17 protein-coding genes and 1 tRNA gene are annotated in these 16,769 nt (G+C 70.8%); 14 read left to right on the top strand and 4 right to left on the bottom strand.

The genetic code is table 11. The features are described 5' to 3' along the window. The 3 genes from BLS25_RS16895 to BLS25_RS09065 all read left to right on the top strand — a co-directional run. Window positions 1-289 (top strand): hypothetical protein (locus BLS25_RS16895; RefSeq protein WP_218128167.1); only part of this gene is annotated, 289 nt, incomplete at its 5' end. 309 nt (window positions 290-598) lie between these two features. Continuing rightward, entirely contained in the window at window positions 599-2,203 is a 1,605-nt protein-coding gene (gene serA / locus BLS25_RS09070; RefSeq protein WP_056230644.1) for a phosphoglycerate dehydrogenase, read from the top strand. Between the two features lie 120 nt (window positions 2,204-2,323). Beyond that, on the top strand, window positions 2,324-2,515 hold the full coding sequence (locus BLS25_RS09065; RefSeq protein ID WP_056230647.1) for a hypothetical protein: 192 nt from the start codon (window positions 2,324-2,326) through the stop codon (window positions 2,513-2,515). Between the two features lie 17 nt (window positions 2,516-2,532). Here BLS25_RS09065 and BLS25_RS09060 read toward each other — a convergent pair whose 3' ends face one another. Further along, window positions 2,533-3,075, bottom strand: a complete 543-nt coding sequence (locus BLS25_RS09060) for a TetR/AcrR family transcriptional regulator (protein ID WP_056230649.1) — start codon at window positions 3,073-3,075, stop codon at window positions 2,533-2,535. A gap of 79 nt (window positions 3,076-3,154) precedes the next feature. Between BLS25_RS09060 and BLS25_RS09055 the strand changes: the two genes are divergently transcribed. From BLS25_RS09055 to BLS25_RS09035, 5 genes are all read left to right on the top strand, one after another. Then, complete coding sequence (locus BLS25_RS09055) at window positions 3,155-4,693, top strand: MFS transporter (protein WP_074695143.1); 1,539 nt, start codon at window positions 3,155-3,157, stop codon at window positions 4,691-4,693. Window positions 4,694-4,717: 24 nt separating this feature from the next. After that, window positions 4,718-5,767: a 3-isopropylmalate dehydrogenase gene (locus BLS25_RS09050; protein WP_074695142.1), complete on the top strand. Its 1,050-nt coding sequence runs from the start codon at window positions 4,718-4,720 to the stop codon at window positions 5,765-5,767. Window positions 5,768-5,821: 54 nt separating this feature from the next. Next, window positions 5,822-6,928: a branched-chain amino acid aminotransferase gene (locus tag BLS25_RS09045; protein ID WP_074695141.1), complete on the top strand. Its 1,107-nt coding sequence runs from the start codon at window positions 5,822-5,824 to the stop codon at window positions 6,926-6,928. A gap of 223 nt (window positions 6,929-7,151) precedes the next feature. Then, window positions 7,152-7,919, top strand: a complete 768-nt coding sequence (locus BLS25_RS09040; RefSeq protein ID WP_074695140.1) for a fumarylacetoacetate hydrolase family protein — start codon at window positions 7,152-7,154, stop codon at window positions 7,917-7,919. Continuing rightward, window positions 7,912-9,168: an MFS transporter gene (locus BLS25_RS09035; protein WP_074695139.1), complete on the top strand. Its 1,257-nt coding sequence runs from the start codon at window positions 7,912-7,914 to the stop codon at window positions 9,166-9,168. The genes BLS25_RS09040 and BLS25_RS09035 overlap by 8 nt, the downstream gene beginning before the upstream one ends. Before the next feature lie 97 nt (window positions 9,169-9,265). On the opposite strand, the gene BLS25_RS09030 is transcribed toward BLS25_RS09035, so the two are convergent. Then, a complete protein-coding gene (locus tag BLS25_RS09030) occupies window positions 9,266-10,354 on the bottom strand; it encodes an aminotransferase class V-fold PLP-dependent enzyme (protein WP_074695138.1) in 1,089 nt (362 codons plus the stop codon). Between the two features lie 80 nt (window positions 10,355-10,434). Between BLS25_RS09030 and BLS25_RS09025 the strand changes: the two genes are divergently transcribed. From BLS25_RS09025 to BLS25_RS09000, 6 genes are all read left to right on the top strand, one after another. Then, entirely contained in the window at window positions 10,435-11,397 is a 963-nt protein-coding gene (locus tag BLS25_RS09025; RefSeq protein ID WP_056230663.1) for a LysR family transcriptional regulator, read from the top strand. A gap of 10 nt (window positions 11,398-11,407) precedes the next feature. Further along, window positions 11,408-12,916, top strand: a complete 1,509-nt coding sequence (gene gltX, locus BLS25_RS09020; protein ID WP_074695137.1) for a glutamate--tRNA ligase — start codon at window positions 11,408-11,410, stop codon at window positions 12,914-12,916. Window positions 12,917-13,151: 235 nt separating this feature from the next. After that, window positions 13,152-13,223 (top strand) — tRNA-Gln (locus BLS25_RS09015). Window positions 13,224-13,330: 107 nt separating this feature from the next. Then, a complete protein-coding gene (locus tag BLS25_RS09010) occupies window positions 13,331-14,254 on the top strand; it encodes a CE1 family esterase (protein WP_074695136.1) in 924 nt (307 codons plus the stop codon). Window positions 14,255-14,281: 27 nt separating this feature from the next. Then, the gene (locus BLS25_RS09005; RefSeq protein ID WP_074695135.1) at window positions 14,282-14,464 is read left to right on the top strand and encodes a hypothetical protein; all 183 of its coding nucleotides are present in this window, start codon (window positions 14,282-14,284) and stop codon (window positions 14,462-14,464) included. A 92-nt stretch (window positions 14,465-14,556) separates the two neighbouring features. After that, window positions 14,557-14,979, top strand: coding sequence for a hypothetical protein (locus tag BLS25_RS09000; RefSeq protein ID WP_143017879.1), 423 nt, complete (start codon window positions 14,557-14,559; stop codon window positions 14,977-14,979). Between the two features lie 18 nt (window positions 14,980-14,997). Here BLS25_RS09000 and BLS25_RS08995 read toward each other — a convergent pair whose 3' ends face one another. Beyond that, window positions 14,998-15,771 carry an ABC transporter ATP-binding protein gene (locus BLS25_RS08995; RefSeq protein WP_074695133.1) on the bottom strand — a complete coding sequence of 258 codons (774 nt, stop codon included), beginning with the start codon at window positions 15,769-15,771 and terminating at the stop codon, window positions 14,998-15,000. After that, complete coding sequence (locus BLS25_RS08990) at window positions 15,768-16,766, bottom strand: FecCD family ABC transporter permease (protein WP_256335561.1); 999 nt, start codon at window positions 16,764-16,766, stop codon at window positions 15,768-15,770. The genes BLS25_RS08995 and BLS25_RS08990 overlap by 4 nt, the downstream gene beginning before the upstream one ends. Window positions 16,767-16,769 lie beyond the last annotated feature (3 nt).

Here is a 16,769-nt window from a genome sequence, read left to right as displayed (position 1 = left end):
GGCCCCCAGCACCCCCACCGCCCACACCGACCTCCCGCACAACACCCGCCGCGTCAGCGGCGGAGGCGGCATCAACGTCAACGGCGTCAAATATCAGCTCGGCAGCCACCACACAGGAGCGCTCATCACCATCGTCCAAGACGACACCACGATCGCCTTCTACGACCTCGCCACCAGCGAGCTGATCATCGAGCACCCCCACCCCGCCCCCGGCATCACCTACGTCAGCAACGGCAACCCCAAAGGCCCCCGCCGCAAACGCTCGATCGAACCGTCACCGATGTCCTGAGACACCAACTGTCACCGATGTCCTGAGGCAGAACTGTCACCAAAGTCCTGAGACATGACACGCTGACGTGGGCTCGTCAGCGAGATGCGGTCTCATGCGGCGGAGGTGTCGGCGCGATGTCTACCCGGCTCCGCCCTGCTCGGCTTGCACACGGCCAGCGCAGCCCGGACGTGCGGCGTCACACGGTCAGGGCGTCGGGTGGCTCCGCGCTAGGCTGACAGACGGCCCGCACGGGTCGCGCGCCCGGTTCGCGCCGGCGGTGTGCGACGGTGCGCGGCAGTCCCCAGCACCGTTTCGAAGGACGTATCCGTGACGAAGCCCGTCGTGCTCATCGCCGAAGAACTCTCTCCCGCCACGATCGACGCGCTCGGCCCCGACTTCGACGTGCGCAACGTCGACGGGACCGACCGCCCCGCGCTGCTGTCGGCCCTCGCCGACGCCCACGCGGTGCTCGTGCGCTCGGCCACCCAGATCGACGCCGAGGCCCTCGCCGCCGCGCCGTCGCTCAAGGTCGTCGCTCGCGCCGGTGTCGGGCTCGACAACGTCGACATCAAGTCGGCCACCTCGGCCGGCGTCATGGTCGTCAACGCCCCGACCTCCAACATCATCTCGGCCGCCGAGCTCACCGTCGGTCACGTGCTGAGCCTCGCGCGCCGCATCCCGGCCGCGCACGCCTCGCTCGCGCAGGGCCTGTGGAAGCGCAGCTCGTTCACCGGAACCGAGCTGTTCGAGAAGACGATCGGCATCATCGGCCTCGGTCGCATCGGCGCCCTCATCGCCGCGCGCGTGCAGGGCTTCGACATGCGCGTGATCGCGTACGACCCCTACGTCACCGCGGCCCGCGCGCAGCAGCTCGGCGTGCAGCTGGTGTCGCTCGACGAGCTCCTCGAGCAGAGCGACTTCGTCACGATCCACATGCCGAAGACGCCCGAGACGACCGGCATGATCGGCGCCGAGCAGCTGCGCCGCATGAAGAAGAGCGCCTACGTCATCAACGTCGCCCGCGGTGGCCTCATCGACGAGGAGGCGCTCTTCGACGCCCTCACCACGGGTGAGATCGCCGGCGCCGGTCTCGACGTCTTCTCGACCGAGCCCCCCGCCGAGGGCGGACCCGCCCGCAAGCTCCTCGACCTGCCGAACGTCGTCGTCACCCCGCACCTCGGCGCCAGCACCGAGGAGGCGCAGGAGAAGGCGGGCGTCTCGGTCGCGCGCAGCGTCAAGCTCGCCCTCGAAGGCGATCTCGTTCCGGATGCCGTGAACGTCGCCGGCGGCGCGATCGACCCCTTCGTGCGCCCCGGTATCGCGCTCGTCGAGATGCTCGGCCAGTTCTTCAGCGGCCTCGCCGACAGCGCCCTCACCAGCCTCGAGATCGAGGTGCGCGGAGAGCTCGCCCAGTACGACGTCAGCGTCTACCGTCTCGCCGCCCTCAAGGGGTACTTCAGCCGCATCGTCAGCGAGAGCGTCTCGTACGTCAACGCCCCGCTCTTCGCCGAGCAGCGCGGCGTCGAGGCGCGCCTGGTCGTCGAGGCCGAGAGCCCGCTGTACCGCAACATCACGATCCTGCGCGGCACGCTGGCCGACGGCTCGGCCCTCGAGGTCGCGGGCACGCTCGCCGGCACGCGCATGGTGCCCAAGGTCGTCTCGATCAACGGCTACGAGATCGAGGTGCCGATCGAGCAGCACCACGTGGTCATGCGTTACGCCGACCGCCCCGGAATCGTGGCGATCTACGGCCAGAAGCTGGGCGAAGCGGGCATCAACATCGCGGGCCTGCAGGTGGCGGCTCCGGATGCCACGGGCCGGGCGCTCTCGGTGCTCACGGTCGACTCGCCGGTGCCCGACGAGATCCTCGTCGCCATGCGCGAGGCCGTCGGCGCCGACCTCTTCCGACAGATCGACATCGTCGAGGGCTGACGCCCGAGACGGTCATTCCGGGGGAGGGGGTCGCTGCGGCGGCCCCCTCTTCCGTTCGCTCTCGGCGCGCGCGTTCCCCGCTCTGGGGTGACGCATAATCGGGCGGATGACACTTCGCTCGTGGCCCTCGTCCTTCGCGTCGTCTCCGCTGGTCTCGGCATCCTGTTCGTCGTCGCCGGAGTGGCCGATGTCGTGCGCCGCACGCCGTGGGGCTTCGTCGGTGTGATCGGCGGGGCACTGATCCTGCTCGGGGTGGTGATCGAGCTCCGGCGCGAGCGTCGTGAGCGGCGGGTCCAGCGGCTGCGCGACTGACCGGCGACTCTCGCGGTCTAGGTCGCCGCGGCGACGACGCGGGCGATGAGCGCGTCGAGGTCGGCGCCCTCGAGGGCCGGGCCGGGGAGGGCGTTGAGGTCGAGGACGGCGTTGAAGTACAGCCCGTCGCTGACGAGCAGCACCATCTGCAGCGCCGTCTCGTCTCGCGTGTGCGCACGGAGGCTGTCTTCCCAGAGCTCGCGGACACGACGGAGGGAAGCCGAGGCGGCGTCGCTGCCGTTCTGCGCGAGGCGGGACACGGCGAGGATGGTCACGTCGAGGGGGGAGCCGGTGTTCTGCGAGGAGCGCAGGTGAGCTGCGACCACGCCCTCGTCGGATCGCTCGATCTCGGCGACGTCCTCTTCGGCGAGCCTCTCCAGCCGCTCGACGAGGGCCGCTTCGAGAGCGCTCTTCGAGCCGAAGTGATAGAGCAGGCCGCCCTTCGACACGCCCGCACCGCGCGCGGTGGCATCCATCGTCGCGGCGCGTTCGCCCTCGTCGACGAGGATGCGGCTGAAGGCGTCGAGGACGGCTTCGCGGGCGAGAGGGGGACGGCTCATGACTCCTCGATCGTACTGGCGGCGGTCGGCATCGCTCTGATACTATACCGGCTGGACGGTTAAGAAACGGATTCACACAATGCTCACCTCGTCGTTGCCCACCTCGGAGATCACCGTGACGCGTGCCGGTTGGCGCGGGTGGTTCGCGCTGGCCGTCCTCATGCTGCCGGTGCTTCTCGTGTCGGTCGACAACACGGTGCTGAGCTTCGCGCTCCCCGAGATCGCCCTGTCGCTGCAGCCCTCGAGCATCGAGCAGCTGTGGATCATCGACGTCTACCCCCTCGTCCTCGCCGGGCTCCTCGTCACCATGGGCACACTGGGCGACCGGTTCGGGCGTCGCCGCATGCTCCTGATCGGGGCGACCGGTTTCGCGGCGGTGTCCGCGCTGTCGGCGTTCGCGCCCACCGCGGCCCTGCTCATCGCCGGCCGCGCGCTCATGGGCGTGTTCGGCGCCATGCTCATGCCCTCGACCCTGTCGCTGCTGCGCAGCATCTTCCGCGACCGCGACCAGCGTCGCATCGCCATCGCCGTGTGGGCGTCCGGCTTCTCGGCGGGAGCGGCACTCGGTCCGATCGTCGGTGGCTTCCTCCTCGAGCACTTCACGTGGGGCTCCGTCTTCCTCATGGCGGTGCCGGTCCTGGTCCCGCTGCTGATCCTCGCGCCGTTCTTCGTGCCCGAGAGTCGCGACCCCCACCCGGGACGATTCGACCCCGTGAGCGTGCTGCTGTCGCTGGCGACCATGGTGCCGATCGTCTACGGCATCAAGAAGCTCGCCGTCGACGGCCCCCTCTCGCTCGCTCCCGTGCTCTTCGTCGTCGGGGTGGTCTTCGGCTGGCTGTTCGTCCGGCGCCAGCGACGCCTGGCCACGCCCATGCTCGACATGACACTGTTCCGTCAGGGCACGTTCTCGGGCGCGATCCTGGTCAACCTGCTCAGCGTGGTGGGGCTCGTGGGCTTCCTCTACTTCGTGGCTCAGCATCTGCAGCTGGTCGTCGGGCTGTCGCCGATGGTCGCGGGCTTCGCCCTGCTGCCCGGGCTCGTGCTCATGATCATCTCGGGCCTCGCGGTGGTCGCGGTCGCCAAGCGCTTCCCGGCGCGGGTCGTCGTGCCCGTCGCCCTGTCCTTCTCGGTGGTCGCCTACGTCATGGTCGCGCTCTCGACGGCCGATCTGACGCTGCTGATCATCGCGTTCGCGCTGCTGGGCATCGGTATCGGGGCGGCCGAGACCGTTTCGAACGAGCTGATCCTCTCCAGCGCCCCCTCGGCGAAGGCCGGCGCAGCCAGCGCGGTCTCCGAGACCGCGTACGAGGTGGGAGCCGTCCTCGGCACGGCGGTGCTCGGCGGCATCCTCGCCGCCTTCTACCGGGCTCAGCTCGTGTTGCCCGCGGGACTCCCGGATGCCGCGGCCCAGGCCGCCCGAGAGACGCTCGCCGGGGCCGTCGCGGTGTCGAAAACGCTCGACGACGTCGCCCTGGCCGACGCCCTGCGTCTCGCCGCCGCGCACGCCTTCGACTCCGGGGTCGTGATCACGGCGCTCATCGGAGCGGGTCTGATCGTCGTGGCCGCGGTCATCGCTGCCACTACCCTGGGAGGATCCCGCAGCACGTCGAAGAAGTGACGTGCCCGAGCTCTGAGGAGAGCGATGTCGCGTGTCGTGAAGCTGGCCGTCATCCCCGGTGACGGCATCGGTCCCGAGGTCGTCACCGAAGCCGTGAAGGTGCTCGACGCCGTCACCGCCGCGTCGGACGTCACGTTCGAGAAGACGCCGTTCTCGCTCGGTGCCGGGCGCTACCTCGAGACGGGTGACACCCTGACCGACGACGATCTCGCCGCGATCGCCGCACACGACGCGATCCTGCTCGGCGCCGTCGGGGGAGTCCCCGGCGACCCCCGCCTGAAAGACGCCAACATCGAGCGCGGCCTGTTGCTGAAGCTCCGTTTCGAACTCGACCACTACGTCAACCTGCGGCCCTCGAAGCTCTACCCCGGCGCCGCGGGCCCGCTCGCCGACCCGGGCGACATCGACTTCGTGGTCGTCCGCGAAGGCACCGAGGGGCCGTACGTGGGCAACGGCGGTTCGATCCGTCGCGGCACCGCGCACGAGGTCGCCAACGAGACCTCGGTGAACACCGCCTTCGGGGTCGAGCGCGTCGTCCGCTACGCCTTCGCCCTCGCCGAACGCCGTCGCCACAAGCTGACGCTCGTGCACAAGACCAACGTGCTCGTCCACGCCGGCGGCATGTGGAAGCGCATCGTCGACGCCGTGGCGCAGGAGTTCCCCGGGGTCGACGTAGACTACCTGCACGTCGACGCGGCAACCATCTTCCTGGTCACGAACCCGAGCCGTTTCGACGTGATCGTCACCGACAACCTCTTCGGCGACATCCTCACCGACCTGGCCGGCGCCGTCACCGGAGGCATCGGCCTCGCCGCTTCGGGCAACATCAACCCCGACGGCGCTTTCCCCTCGATGTTCGAGCCCGTGCACGGATCGGCGCCCGACATCGCGGGATCCCAGAAGGCCGACCCCACGGCCGCGATCCTCTCCGTCGCCCTCCTGCTCGATCACCTCGGGCTCACCGACGAATCCGCCCGCGTCACCCGCGCGGTCGAGGACGACATCGCGAACCGCGACGGGGTCCGCACCACCGCCCAGATCGGCGACGCCATCGCCGAGCGCGTCCGGGCGTAACCTGGACCGATCGGCGAGCATCGCCCCCGGCACTCGACAAGCTTTGGACAACGAATGACCACCATCGACACCGATCCCGACACCGGACTCGACCCGCTCGAGTTCGCCGTCACCCGCAACCTCGCGGCCAAGAGCGCCACCGACCGCGATGCGATCCTCGCCAACCCCGGCTTCGGGCAGAGCTTCACCGACCACATGGTCGACATCTGCTGGTCTGTCCGCGGCGGCTGGCACCGCCCGCGCGTCTCGCCCTACGGACCCATCTCGCTCGACCCGGCGGCCGCGGTGCTGCACTACGGCCAGGAGATCTTCGAGGGCATCAAGGCCTACCGTCACGCCGACGGCTCGGTCCACACCTTCCGCCCCGACCAGAACGGCCGCCGCCTGCAGCGCTCGGCCCGTCGCCTGGCCCTCCCCGAGCTGCCCGTGCCGTACTTCCTGCAGTCGCTGCGCGAGCTCATCGCCGTCGATGGCGCATGGGTGCCCTCCGGCGACGATCAGAGCCTGTACCTGCGTCCGTTCATGTTCGCGAAAGAGGCGTTCCTCGGCGTCCGCCCCGCGCACAAGGTCGCGTACTACCTGATCGCCAGCCCCGCCGGCGCCTACTTCAAGGGCGGCGTGCAGCCGGTGTCGATCTGGCTCAGCGAGGACTACTCCCGCGCCGGCAAGGGCGGCACCGGAGCAGCCAAGACCGGTGGCAACTACGCCGCGAGCCTGCTGCCGCAGTCCGAGGCGTACGAGAACGAGTGCGACCAGGTCGTCTTCCTCGACCAGGACCGCAACGTCGAAGAGCTCGGCGGCATGAACGTCGTGTTCGTCTACAAGGACGGCTCGATCGTCACCCCGCAGTCCGACTCGATCCTCGAGGGCATCACGCGCGACTCGATCCTGCAGCTCGCTCGTGACCGCGGCCACCACGTCGAGGGACGCAACGTCTCGCTCGACGAGTGGCGTCAGGGCGTGGCATCCGGAGACATCGTCGAGGTGTTCGCGTGCGGCACCGCCGCGGTGGTCACCCCGATCGGCATCCTGAAGGGCCGCGACTTCATCGACGAGCAGCCGACCGGCACCCTCGCGCTCGAGCTGCGCGAAGAGCTCACGAACATCCAGTACGGCCGCGCCGAAGACAAGCACGGCTGGCTGTACCGCCTCGACGCCTGACCCGCGTCGTCTCACGGAGGGGTTCCCGGATGCCGGGGGCCCCTCCGTCGCGAGTGTGGGGGTCGCAGCCCATCCGCGGCCCGAGCGCCCCGTGATCCACGTATGAACGCGACGCGCGCGCAGAAACGCGTGCGCCCGTGTTTCTCGGCGAGGGGCGTCTTCACCCGGGGAGAGGGACGGGGGCGGCCCCGCGCGTGTCGGAGGGCGCGGATAGGCTGGCACGGTGAAGATCGCTCGTTTCAGCCACCAGGATGCCCTTCGCTACGGGATCGTCGACGACGGCGAGCTCGTGGTGCTCGCCGGAGACCCGATGTTCGCCGGATTCGACACGACGGGGGAGCGCATCCCCCTGTCCGAGGTCGCGCTGCTCGCGCCGGTCATCCCGCGCTCGAAGGTCGTCTGCATCGGCAAGAACTACCACGACCACGCCGCCGAGATGGGCGGGGAGGCACCGGCCGAGCCGCTGATGTTCCTCAAGCCCAACACCTCGGTCATCGGCCCGAACGATCAGATCGTGCGCCCGACGAAGCTCAGCTCGCGCACCGACTACGAGGGTGAACTGGCCGTCGTCATCGGTCGCATCGCCAAGAACGTCCCCGCCGAGCGCGCGGGCGAGTACATCTTCGGCTACACCGTCGCCAACGACGTCACTGCTCGTGACCTCCAGGCCACAGACGGCCAGTGGTCCCGCGCCAAAGGCTTCGACACGTTCTGCCCCGTCGGCCCCGTCATCGAGACCGACCTCGACCTGAAGGCCGCGTCCATCACGACGCGCGTGAACGGCGAGGTGCGTCAGCAGGGCCCCGTGTCCGACATGATCCACGACATCCCCGCCCTCATCGCCTACGCCAGCGCCGTGTTCACCCTGCTCCCGGGCGACCTGATCCTCACCGGCACGCCGGCGGGCATCGGCTCGTTCGACGCCGGCGACGTCGTCGAGGTCGAGATCGACGGCATCGGGGTGCTGCGCAACACCGCGCGAGATGCCTGAGATCCCGACGCCCGCGGGCGTCGATCTCGCCGCCACTCAGCGCCGGACGGTGCGAGTGCTCGCGGCGGGGCAGGTGCTCACGGGTGTCGCGTTCGGGGCGACGCTGTCGCTCGGGGCGTTGCTGGCCGCCGACCTGTCGGGTCAGGAGGCGTTGTCGGGCTTCGCGACGGCATCGGTCACCCTGGGCGCGGCGCTCACCGCGATCCCGCTCGCTCGACTGGCCGGCCGCCGAGGCCGGCGTGTCGCCCTGACGACGGGCAACATGGCCGCGCTCCTCGGCATCGCGGTCGTCGTCACCGCGGCGGCGCTGCGCGCGTTCCCCCTGCTGTTGGTCGGCATCGCCCTGATCGGCGCCGGCAACGCGGCGACCCTGCAGTCGCGGTTCGCCGCCACCGACCTCTCCACCACCTCGCGCCGCGGGCGCGACCTGGCGACCGTGGTGTGGGCGACGACGGTGGGCGGTGTGGTCGGGCCCCTGCTCCTGGCACCGGGTGAGCTCATCGGCGCGAGCGTGGGCATGCCTCCGCTCACCGGGGCGTACCTGTTCTCGTTCGCCGCGCAGGTCTGCGCCTTCGGGCTGTACGTGCTCGTGTTGCGCCCGGATCCGCTGCTGCTCGCCCAGCGCCTCGACCGCGAGCGCACGGCATCCGCCACCGCTCCCGCCCCCGAGGCCGATCGTCCGTTGACCGCCCGCTTCGCGATGCTCGCGGTCGCGGCCTCGCACGTCACGATGGCGTCGGTCATGGCGATGACTCCGGTGCACCTCTCGCACATCGTCGCTCCGGATGCCGTGACCCTGGCCGTCGGTGTCACGATCGCCCTGCACGTGTTCGGTATGTACGGGCTGTCGCCGCTGTTCGGCGGGCTGGCGGACCGGTGGGGGAGGATCCCCGTGATCCTGCTGGGGCAGGTGCTGCTGGCCGCATCGCTCGCTGTGGCCGCCGCCTTCTCGGACACGCAGGGCGGAGTCCTCGTCGCCCTCGTTCTGCTCGGGCTGGGGTGGAGCGCGGCGACCGTGGCGGGCTCCGCGCTGTTGACCGAAGCCACACCCCTCGCCCTGCGTCCTCGACGTCAGGGCCGCAGCGACACCCTCATGACCGCGTGCGCGGCGGTGGGTTCCGTGCTCGCCGGAGTCATCCTCGGCCTCGTCGGCTACGGCGGACTCGCGCTGTGGGCGTTCGTGCCGGTCACGCTGGTGTGCGCGGGGGCGGTCGTCGTCGGGTCCCGCCGGCCGATACCCGCCGCGTGAGGCACGGGGCGTGTCGTTTCGAGCCCCGTCCTCGTGACGGTCCTCGGTGGCTCACGCGTCAACGCGCCGCCGGGTGAGCCGACGGGCGTGGGGCGCCTCAGATCGCGTAGACCAAGCCGTCGAAGGCCGAGAGGTCCTCGCCGCCGCGGACGCCGAGCGCGTGCAGAGCCCGGTCGACGTCGAGTTCGTCGTTGAACACGTGGAATGCCACGCGGGCTCGACCCGCGCGCCCCGACGCCGTGATCCCGTGGGCGGTCAGTTGGGCGAGGGCTTCACCCGTGGCATCCGGCCAGGTGACGATCGCCGAGGGGCGCTCGGGGTGCTCCAGGCCGAGGCCCTCGCGGAAGCGTGCCGCCAGGCCCGTCACGTGCGCGTAGGTCGCCGTGATGTCGGTGTCGGCGAACAGGGCGAGCGCGGGGGCGGCCCCCACGAACGCCTGCCACGCGGGCGAGACGTCGAAGCGGCGGGCATCGGCGGCGAGGGTGCCGCCCGTGCCGTAGCAGGACGACCACGGGTCGTCGCCCGCGTACCACCCGGCCTGTACGGGCCGGATCTCGCTCGCGAACGCGGGCGTGATCGTGAGGAAGGACACGCCGCGGGGGCAGCAGAGCCACTTGTAGGCGTGGCAGATCGTCGCGTCGAACATGGTCGCGTCGACGGGGAGCCACCCCGCGGCCTGGGTGAGGTCGCAGAGGGTGCGCGCTCCGGCGCGGGCGGCCGCGGCGGCGATGCCCGCGGCATCCGCGACCTCTCCGGTGGCCGACTGCACGAGCGAGAAGGCGACGAGCCAGGTGTCGGGGGAGACGGCGGCGGCGAGTTCCCGAAGGGGAGCCGTGCGCAGTCGCACGCCCCGGCCCGCGTGGGCGAACGGGGCGACGAGCGACGAGAAGTCGCCCTCGGCGCACAGCACTTCGGCGCCATCGGGCACCGAGGCGGCCAGCAGCGCCACCTGGACCGACGTCTGCGAGCCGATCGCGACGTCGCTCACCGGGGAGCTCACGAGACGCGCGTACGAGGCTCGAGCCTCTTCGACGGCCAGGGACGCAGCGACGACGTCGGGTCGACCGGATGCCGCCGACTCGAGGTCGGCGCGGACCGCGGCCACCGTGGCGCGCGAGGGCAGGCCGAGGGTGCAGGCTGCGAGGTAGTCGCGGCCGCCGGCGAAGTGCGATGCGAGGCTGCTCATGAACCCAGGATCTCGCCGCGCGTGTCATTGCACCAGAACAGGTGTTGCATGAAAACCATCACGTCTGCTTATGTATGCCCATGGTCGACATCGACGACTCCCTCGACGCGAACGCCCTGCGGGTGGTCAAAGCCATCGCCGACACCGGGTCGATCACGGCCGCCGCCCGAGCCCTCGGCTACAGCCAGCCCGCGGTGAGCCAGCAACTGCGGCGGCTCGAACGACGGGCCGGGATGCCGATCGTCGAACGCGTCGGCCGAGGCGTGCGTCTCACCGAGGCCGGGTCGATCCTCGCCCGTCACGCCGCCGCCGTGACCACGGCCCTCGACGCCGCAGCCGGGGATCTCGCCGAGCTCCGGGGACTTCGCGCCGGCCGGGTTCGCATCGCCGCCTTCCCCTCCGCATCGTCGACCGTGGTGCCGCGCGTGATCGCCGCCGTCACCGCGCGCCGCCCGGGCGTCTCGATCAGCTTCGTCGAGGCCGAGCCGCCCGAGGCCATCGCCGCCGTGCGCGAGAACCGTGCCGACATCGCCCTCACCTACAGCTACCCCGGTGATCGGCGCGAACATCTCGAGTCCGCGGCATCCGGTCTCTCGTCCCGCCTCATCGGCGACGACGACACCGTCGTGGTCGTGCCCACCGGTCACCCGGCCGCCGCGCACGACCCCATCGACCTGTCGCAGCTCGCGGGGGAGCGATGGATCGCGGGCTGCCCGCAGTGCCGCGGGCACCTTCTCGAAGCGTGCGGCCGGGCCGGGTTCACGCCAGACATCGCGTTCGAGACCGACAACTTCATCGCCGTCGAGAATCTGGTCGCCCAGGGGGTCGGCATGGCGATCCTGCCGCGGATGGCGGTGGCGTCGCTCCCGATGCTCGCGGGCATCGCGGCTCCTCGATTGCCCGCGGCCGAGGCGCGCACCCTGCACGTCGTGACCGCGCGGGGGGCCGAGCACGTGCCCGCGGTCGGAGCGGCGTTGGAGGTCATGGGCGAGGTGCTGGCCGATCACCTCCGGCACTCGGGAAGCGACACCGCCCGCCGGTAGGATCGAGGGGATGTCTGCCACGCCCGATCCCCGCACCACGACCGCCACCGGCGCCGACGTTCGCGTCCGCTTCTGCCCCTCACCCACGGGGCTGCCGCACGTCGGTCTCATCCGCACCGTCCTGTTCAACTGGGCCTACGCCCGGCACAACGGCGGCAAGCTCGTCTTCCGCATCGAAGACACCGATGCCGCGCGCGACAGCGAGGAGAGCTACCGGCAGCTCCTCGAGGCGCTGCGGTGGATGAACATCGACTGGGACGAGGGTGTCGAGGTCGGCGGACCCCACGCTCCGTACCGTCAGTCGCAGCGCCACGAGATCTACCGCGAGGTGCTCGACAAGCTCATCGCCGCGGGTGCGGTGTACGAGAGCTACTCGACCGCCGAAGAGATCGACGCGCGCAACGAGGCCAACGGCCGCGCGAAACAGCTCGGCTACGACAACTTCGACCGCGACCTCACGGACGAGCAGAAGGCCGCCTTCCGCGCCGAGGGTCGCGAGCCCGCGTGGCGCGTGCGCGTGCCCGACGAGGACCTCACCTTCGTCGACCTCATCCGCGGCGAGGTCACCTTCCCGGCCGGGTCGTTCCCCGACTTCGTGATCGTGCGCGCCGGCGGCATCCCGCTCTACACGTTCGTGAACCCCGTCGACGATGCGCTCATGGGAATCACCCACGTCATCCGCGGCGAAGACCTCATGCCCTCGACCGCTCGTCAGCTCGCGCTGTACCGCGCGCTGCTCGACGCCGGCGTCACCGACTTCCTGCCGCGCTTCGGCCACATGCCGCTCGTGCTGGGCGAGACCGGCAACAAGAAGCTCTCCAAGCGCGACCCGCAGGCCGACCTGTTCCTGCAGCGCGAGAAGGGCTTCATCCACGAGGGCCTGCTCAACTACCTCGCGCTGCTCGGCTGGTCGCTCGCGAGCGACCGCGACGTGTTCTCGCTCGACGAGATGATCGCCGCCTTCGACATCGCCGACGTGAACCCGAACCCGGCGCGCTTCGACCAGAAGAAGGCCGAGGCCATCAACGGCGATCACATCCGCATGCTGGATGCCGATGACTTCGCGACCCGGATCGTCCCCTACCTCGCGGGGGCGGGCTTCATCGCGGAGCAGCCCAGCGAGGAGCACCGCGCGATCATCGCCCAGGCGGCTCCGCTCGTGCAGGAGCGCGTGCAGCTGCTGGGCGAGGTCCCCGGCATGCTCGGCTTCCTCTTCGTGTCCGAGGTCGACTACGCCGAGGATGCGCTCAAGGGTCTGCCCGCGAATGCGGCGGAGGTGCTCGCGGCATCCGTTCGTGCCCTCGAGGGTGTCGACGACTTCACTGCCGCCGCCGTGCAGGAGGCCCTGTCGACGGCCCTCGTCGAAGAGCTCGGGCTTAAGCCCCGCGTCGCCTACGGCCCGCCGCGCGTCGCGCTGACCGGCCGCCGCATCTCGCCGCCGCTGTTCGAATCGATGGAGCTGCTCGGCAAGGCCGAGTCGATCCGCCGCCTCGAGGCGCTGGTCTCGCACCTGGGCTGAGACGCCCCCCGATCCCCGTGGCCTTCCGGTCGCGGGGATCGCGCGTTCTCGAGCGCGCGGCGGCGCCCGACGCAGAGGATGCGACGCGGATCGGTGAGCGAACCTCCGTCGTCGGCGCGGCTGGCGACGAGTCACCCGGGACGCGCCCGGGACGCGCCGAGCGGGGCGCCGGTTTGGCGCAGGGCTCCGCGTCACGTAAGATTGATCCTCGGCACGAGTTACGGCTCGAAGCCATTGGGGTATGGTGTAATTGGCAACACGGCGGTTTCTGGTTCCGTTGTTCTTGGTTCGAGTCCAGGTACCCCAGCTCTGTGAAAAGGCCCGGTGATCGGAAGATCCCGGGCCTTTCGCGTACCTCGCGCCGCGGCGGTGAGCGGCTCCGGGCCATCGAGGTGCGAACCGTAGGATGACCGGATGCGCCCCCGCGTCCCTTTTCTCGTGGTCGTCTCGCTCGTGGCCGTGCTGATGGCGGGCTGCAGCGCCTCGCCCGCGGCTCCGCGAGAGGCCAGCCCCACATCGACGTCGGCGTGCGCCGCGGCTTCGAGTCTCCCCTCGGGCGAGACGACACGGCTGTCGTTGACCGTCGCGGGCGAGGACCGCCTCTTCGACGTCCACGTGCCCGCCGGCCACGACGGCACCACACCGTCGCCGCTCATCCTGGGGTTCGCCGGGTATCGCGCGCCGGTCGGCGAACTCGAGCGCGAGGTCGGATTGAACGACAGCGGTGCGGTGGTCGTCTACCCTCAGCCCGCCAGTTCCGCCGTCGGCACGGGCTGGCAAGGAGCGCCGTACTCGTCCGGCGCCGATGACGTGGCCTTCACCACGGCGGTGCTCGACGACGTGGAATCGCGTCTGTGCATCGACACCGCGCGCGTGTTCGCGGCGGGAATGTCCAATGGCGGAGGGTTCGTCTCGCTGCTCTCGTGCGCTCTGCCCGAGCGCATCGCCGCGTTCGCGGTGGTCTCGGGAGCCGTGTACCCCGCGACCAACCCACCGTGCCCGGATGCCCGGCCGGTCCCCGTCATCGAGTTCCACGGCACCGCGGACGACGTCATCCCCTATGACGGCGGCACCCGCCACGACGCCGGGGTCGTTCCGGTGACGCTGTGGCTGTCGCAGCTCGTGGCCCGCAACGGGTGCACCCCGGAGCCACGGTCGGAGACGGTCTCCACGGGGGTCGAGAAGCAGAGCTGGACGGGATGCCGGGACCATGTCGCCCTCGTGCACTACCGGATCGACGGGGGAGGGCACGTGTGGCCCGGCGCCCCGGGGTCGGGCGAACACGTTGACGCGACGACCCTGATCGAAACCTTCTTCACAGCTCACCCTCTGCCGTGAACGGCGGATCGGCGAGAGGATGGCTCCATGGGACTCTTCGTACAGCGACCCGAGGAACCGAGCGAGTGGGCCGGGCTCCCCGGCGAACCGGCGCGGCCGAAGACCCGGGCCGAACTCCTGCCCGACGATGAGCACCCCGCGGCCGTTCCCGGGCTGCTCGACCTCGACGGTTCTTCGGTGACCTCGGTCGAGATCCCTCTCGGCGACTGAACCCGGCGCGCGCTCGGCGCGATCAAAGACTTCGCGGGTTAGCATCCGAGCGGGGACGCAGGATGTCTCCCTCCTCGCGGAAGAAGGTCCTCGTGAAGCGCTCCCTCGCTCTTCGGCTCGCCCTGGTCGTCACGGTCGGCGTCCTGCTCGCGGGCTGCGCGCCCGCGGCATCCGACACTCCCGTCGCGCCCGCGGCGGACGCTCCGAGTCCCGCCGCGTCGGTGGACGACCAGGCCTTCGCCCCCACGGTCGTCTCTCCCGAGGACCTCGACGGCAAGGACGCGACCGTGAAGATCGGCACCTCGCTCGTGCTCGCGGTCCCCGACGGCACCGAGGCCGAATGGACCGGGTCGACGGCCGACGTGGCGATCGCCGACTTCTCCCCGGGAGGGCCTTCCGAGGGTTCGGTGTTCCGCCCCGGCTTCCTGCCGCACGAGATCGGTCAGACGGCGGCCACCCTCACGGGCCCGGACGGCAAGACCCTCCGCTTCACCCTCTCCGTCATCGCCCCCTGAGAGGGTGGACGGAAGGGATCAGGATGCCAGCGGCCCGTCGAACAGGATCGTGGAGCGCCCGGTCTCGGCATCCGGGATCACTCTCGCCCTCACCTCGTACACCTCGGCGATGAGCGCCGGCGTGAGCACTTCGGCGGGGGCTCCCGCGGCGACGACGGCGCCCTCGCGCAAGACGAGCACGCTGTCGCAATAGGTCGCCGCGAGGTTGAGGTCGTGCAGGGCGATGATGCTCGTCACCGGCAGGGCAGCGACCAATGCCAGCACGTCGAGCTGGTGACGGATGTCGAGGTGGTTCGTCGGCTCGTCGAGCAGCAGCTCGCGGGGCTCCTGCGCCAGGGCGCGGGCGATCTGCGCACGCTGACGCTCTCCACCGGACAGGGTGTGCCAGAGGCGGTCGGCCTTGTCCGTCAGGGCGACCCGCTCGAGCGCCGCGGCGATCGCCTCCTCGTCGCCGCTGGTCGACCCGCCCCAGATCGGGCGGTGCGGAGTGCGACCGAGGCGCACGACATCGCGGACCATGATGTCGGCGTCGGTCTCGGCGTGCTGCGTGACCACCGCGACCGTGCGGGCGAGATCGCGGCGGCGCCACTGCGTCAGCGGCCGCTCGTCGAGCAGGACCTCGCCGGAGTCCGGCCGCGCCGCGCCCTGCAGCAGGCGCAGCAGCGAAGACTTGCCCGAGCCGTTGGGCCCGAGCAGACCCACGGTGGTCCCGGGGTCGGGATGCAGCGAGACGCCGTCGACGACGAGGGTTCCCCCGCGCGTCCAGCGCACCTCGCGGGTTTCGAGCGTCATGCGCGTCCCCTCCGTCGAACGAGCAGAGCGACGAAGACGGGGACGCCGACGATCGCCGTCCCGACCCCGACCGGCAGGGGCGTCGGAGCGAAGAGCGTGCGCGTCGCGGCATCCACCCACACCATGAACACGGCGCCGACGACCGCCGCGAGCGGGACCACGCGCATGTGACGCTGGCCGACCAGCAGGCGGACGGCGTGCGGCACGACGAGGCCGACGAAGCCGACCGCGCCGACGACGCTGACCAGGGCCGCGGTCATGAGGGCCGTCACGATGAGCAGCCCGACGCGGGTGCGGGCGACGGGAATGCCGAGCGAGGCGGCCACGTCGTCGCCGAACGTGAAGGCATCGAGGGCGCGTGCCGCGAACAGGCACACCGCACCCCCGACGACGACCACGACGGCGCACAGGACGACCTTGTCCCAGCGCATGCCCTCGAGCGAGCCGAGGAGCCAGAACATCACGCCCCGCGTCTCGTCGCTGTCGGCGACCGCGAACACGACGAGAGAGGTCAGCGCCGAGAAGAACTGCGTGCTGGCGACACCGGCCAGGATGACGCCCGAGGTACCGCCCGAGGTGAAGCGCGACAGCAGCAGCACGAGACCGAACGCGACCAGTGCGCCGACGAAGGCTCCGCCCGACAGGCCGAGGACCCCGCCGCCGATCCCGAGCACGCCGATCACGACCGCGCCGGTCGACGCCCCCGACGACACGCCCAGCACGAACGGCTCGGCGAGCGGGTTGCGCAGCAGCGACTGCATGACGACCCCGCAGAGCGCGAGACCTGCCCCGGCGCAGGCGGCGACCAGGGCGCGGGGGAGACGCTCCTCCCACACGATGGCGTTCTTCGCGGCCTTGACCGGGATGTCGGCGAGACCGAGGTGGTTCAGCAGCACGTCGCGCACGTTCACCAGCGACACGTCGGCGGGGCCGAGCGTGACCGCGACACCCACCGAGATCACCAGGACGACGAGGCCGGCGAGAGCGAGCAGGATGCC

Origin of the sequence: Microbacterium testaceum StLB037 (assembly GCF_900104345.1) — a bacterium.
In the GTDB taxonomy this organism is placed as follows: Bacteria; Actinomycetota; Actinomycetes; order Actinomycetales; family Microbacteriaceae; genus Microbacterium; species Microbacterium testaceum_A.
Note: the sequence above shows the minus strand (reverse complement) of the source record. Positions and strands in the feature narration are given on the sequence as shown.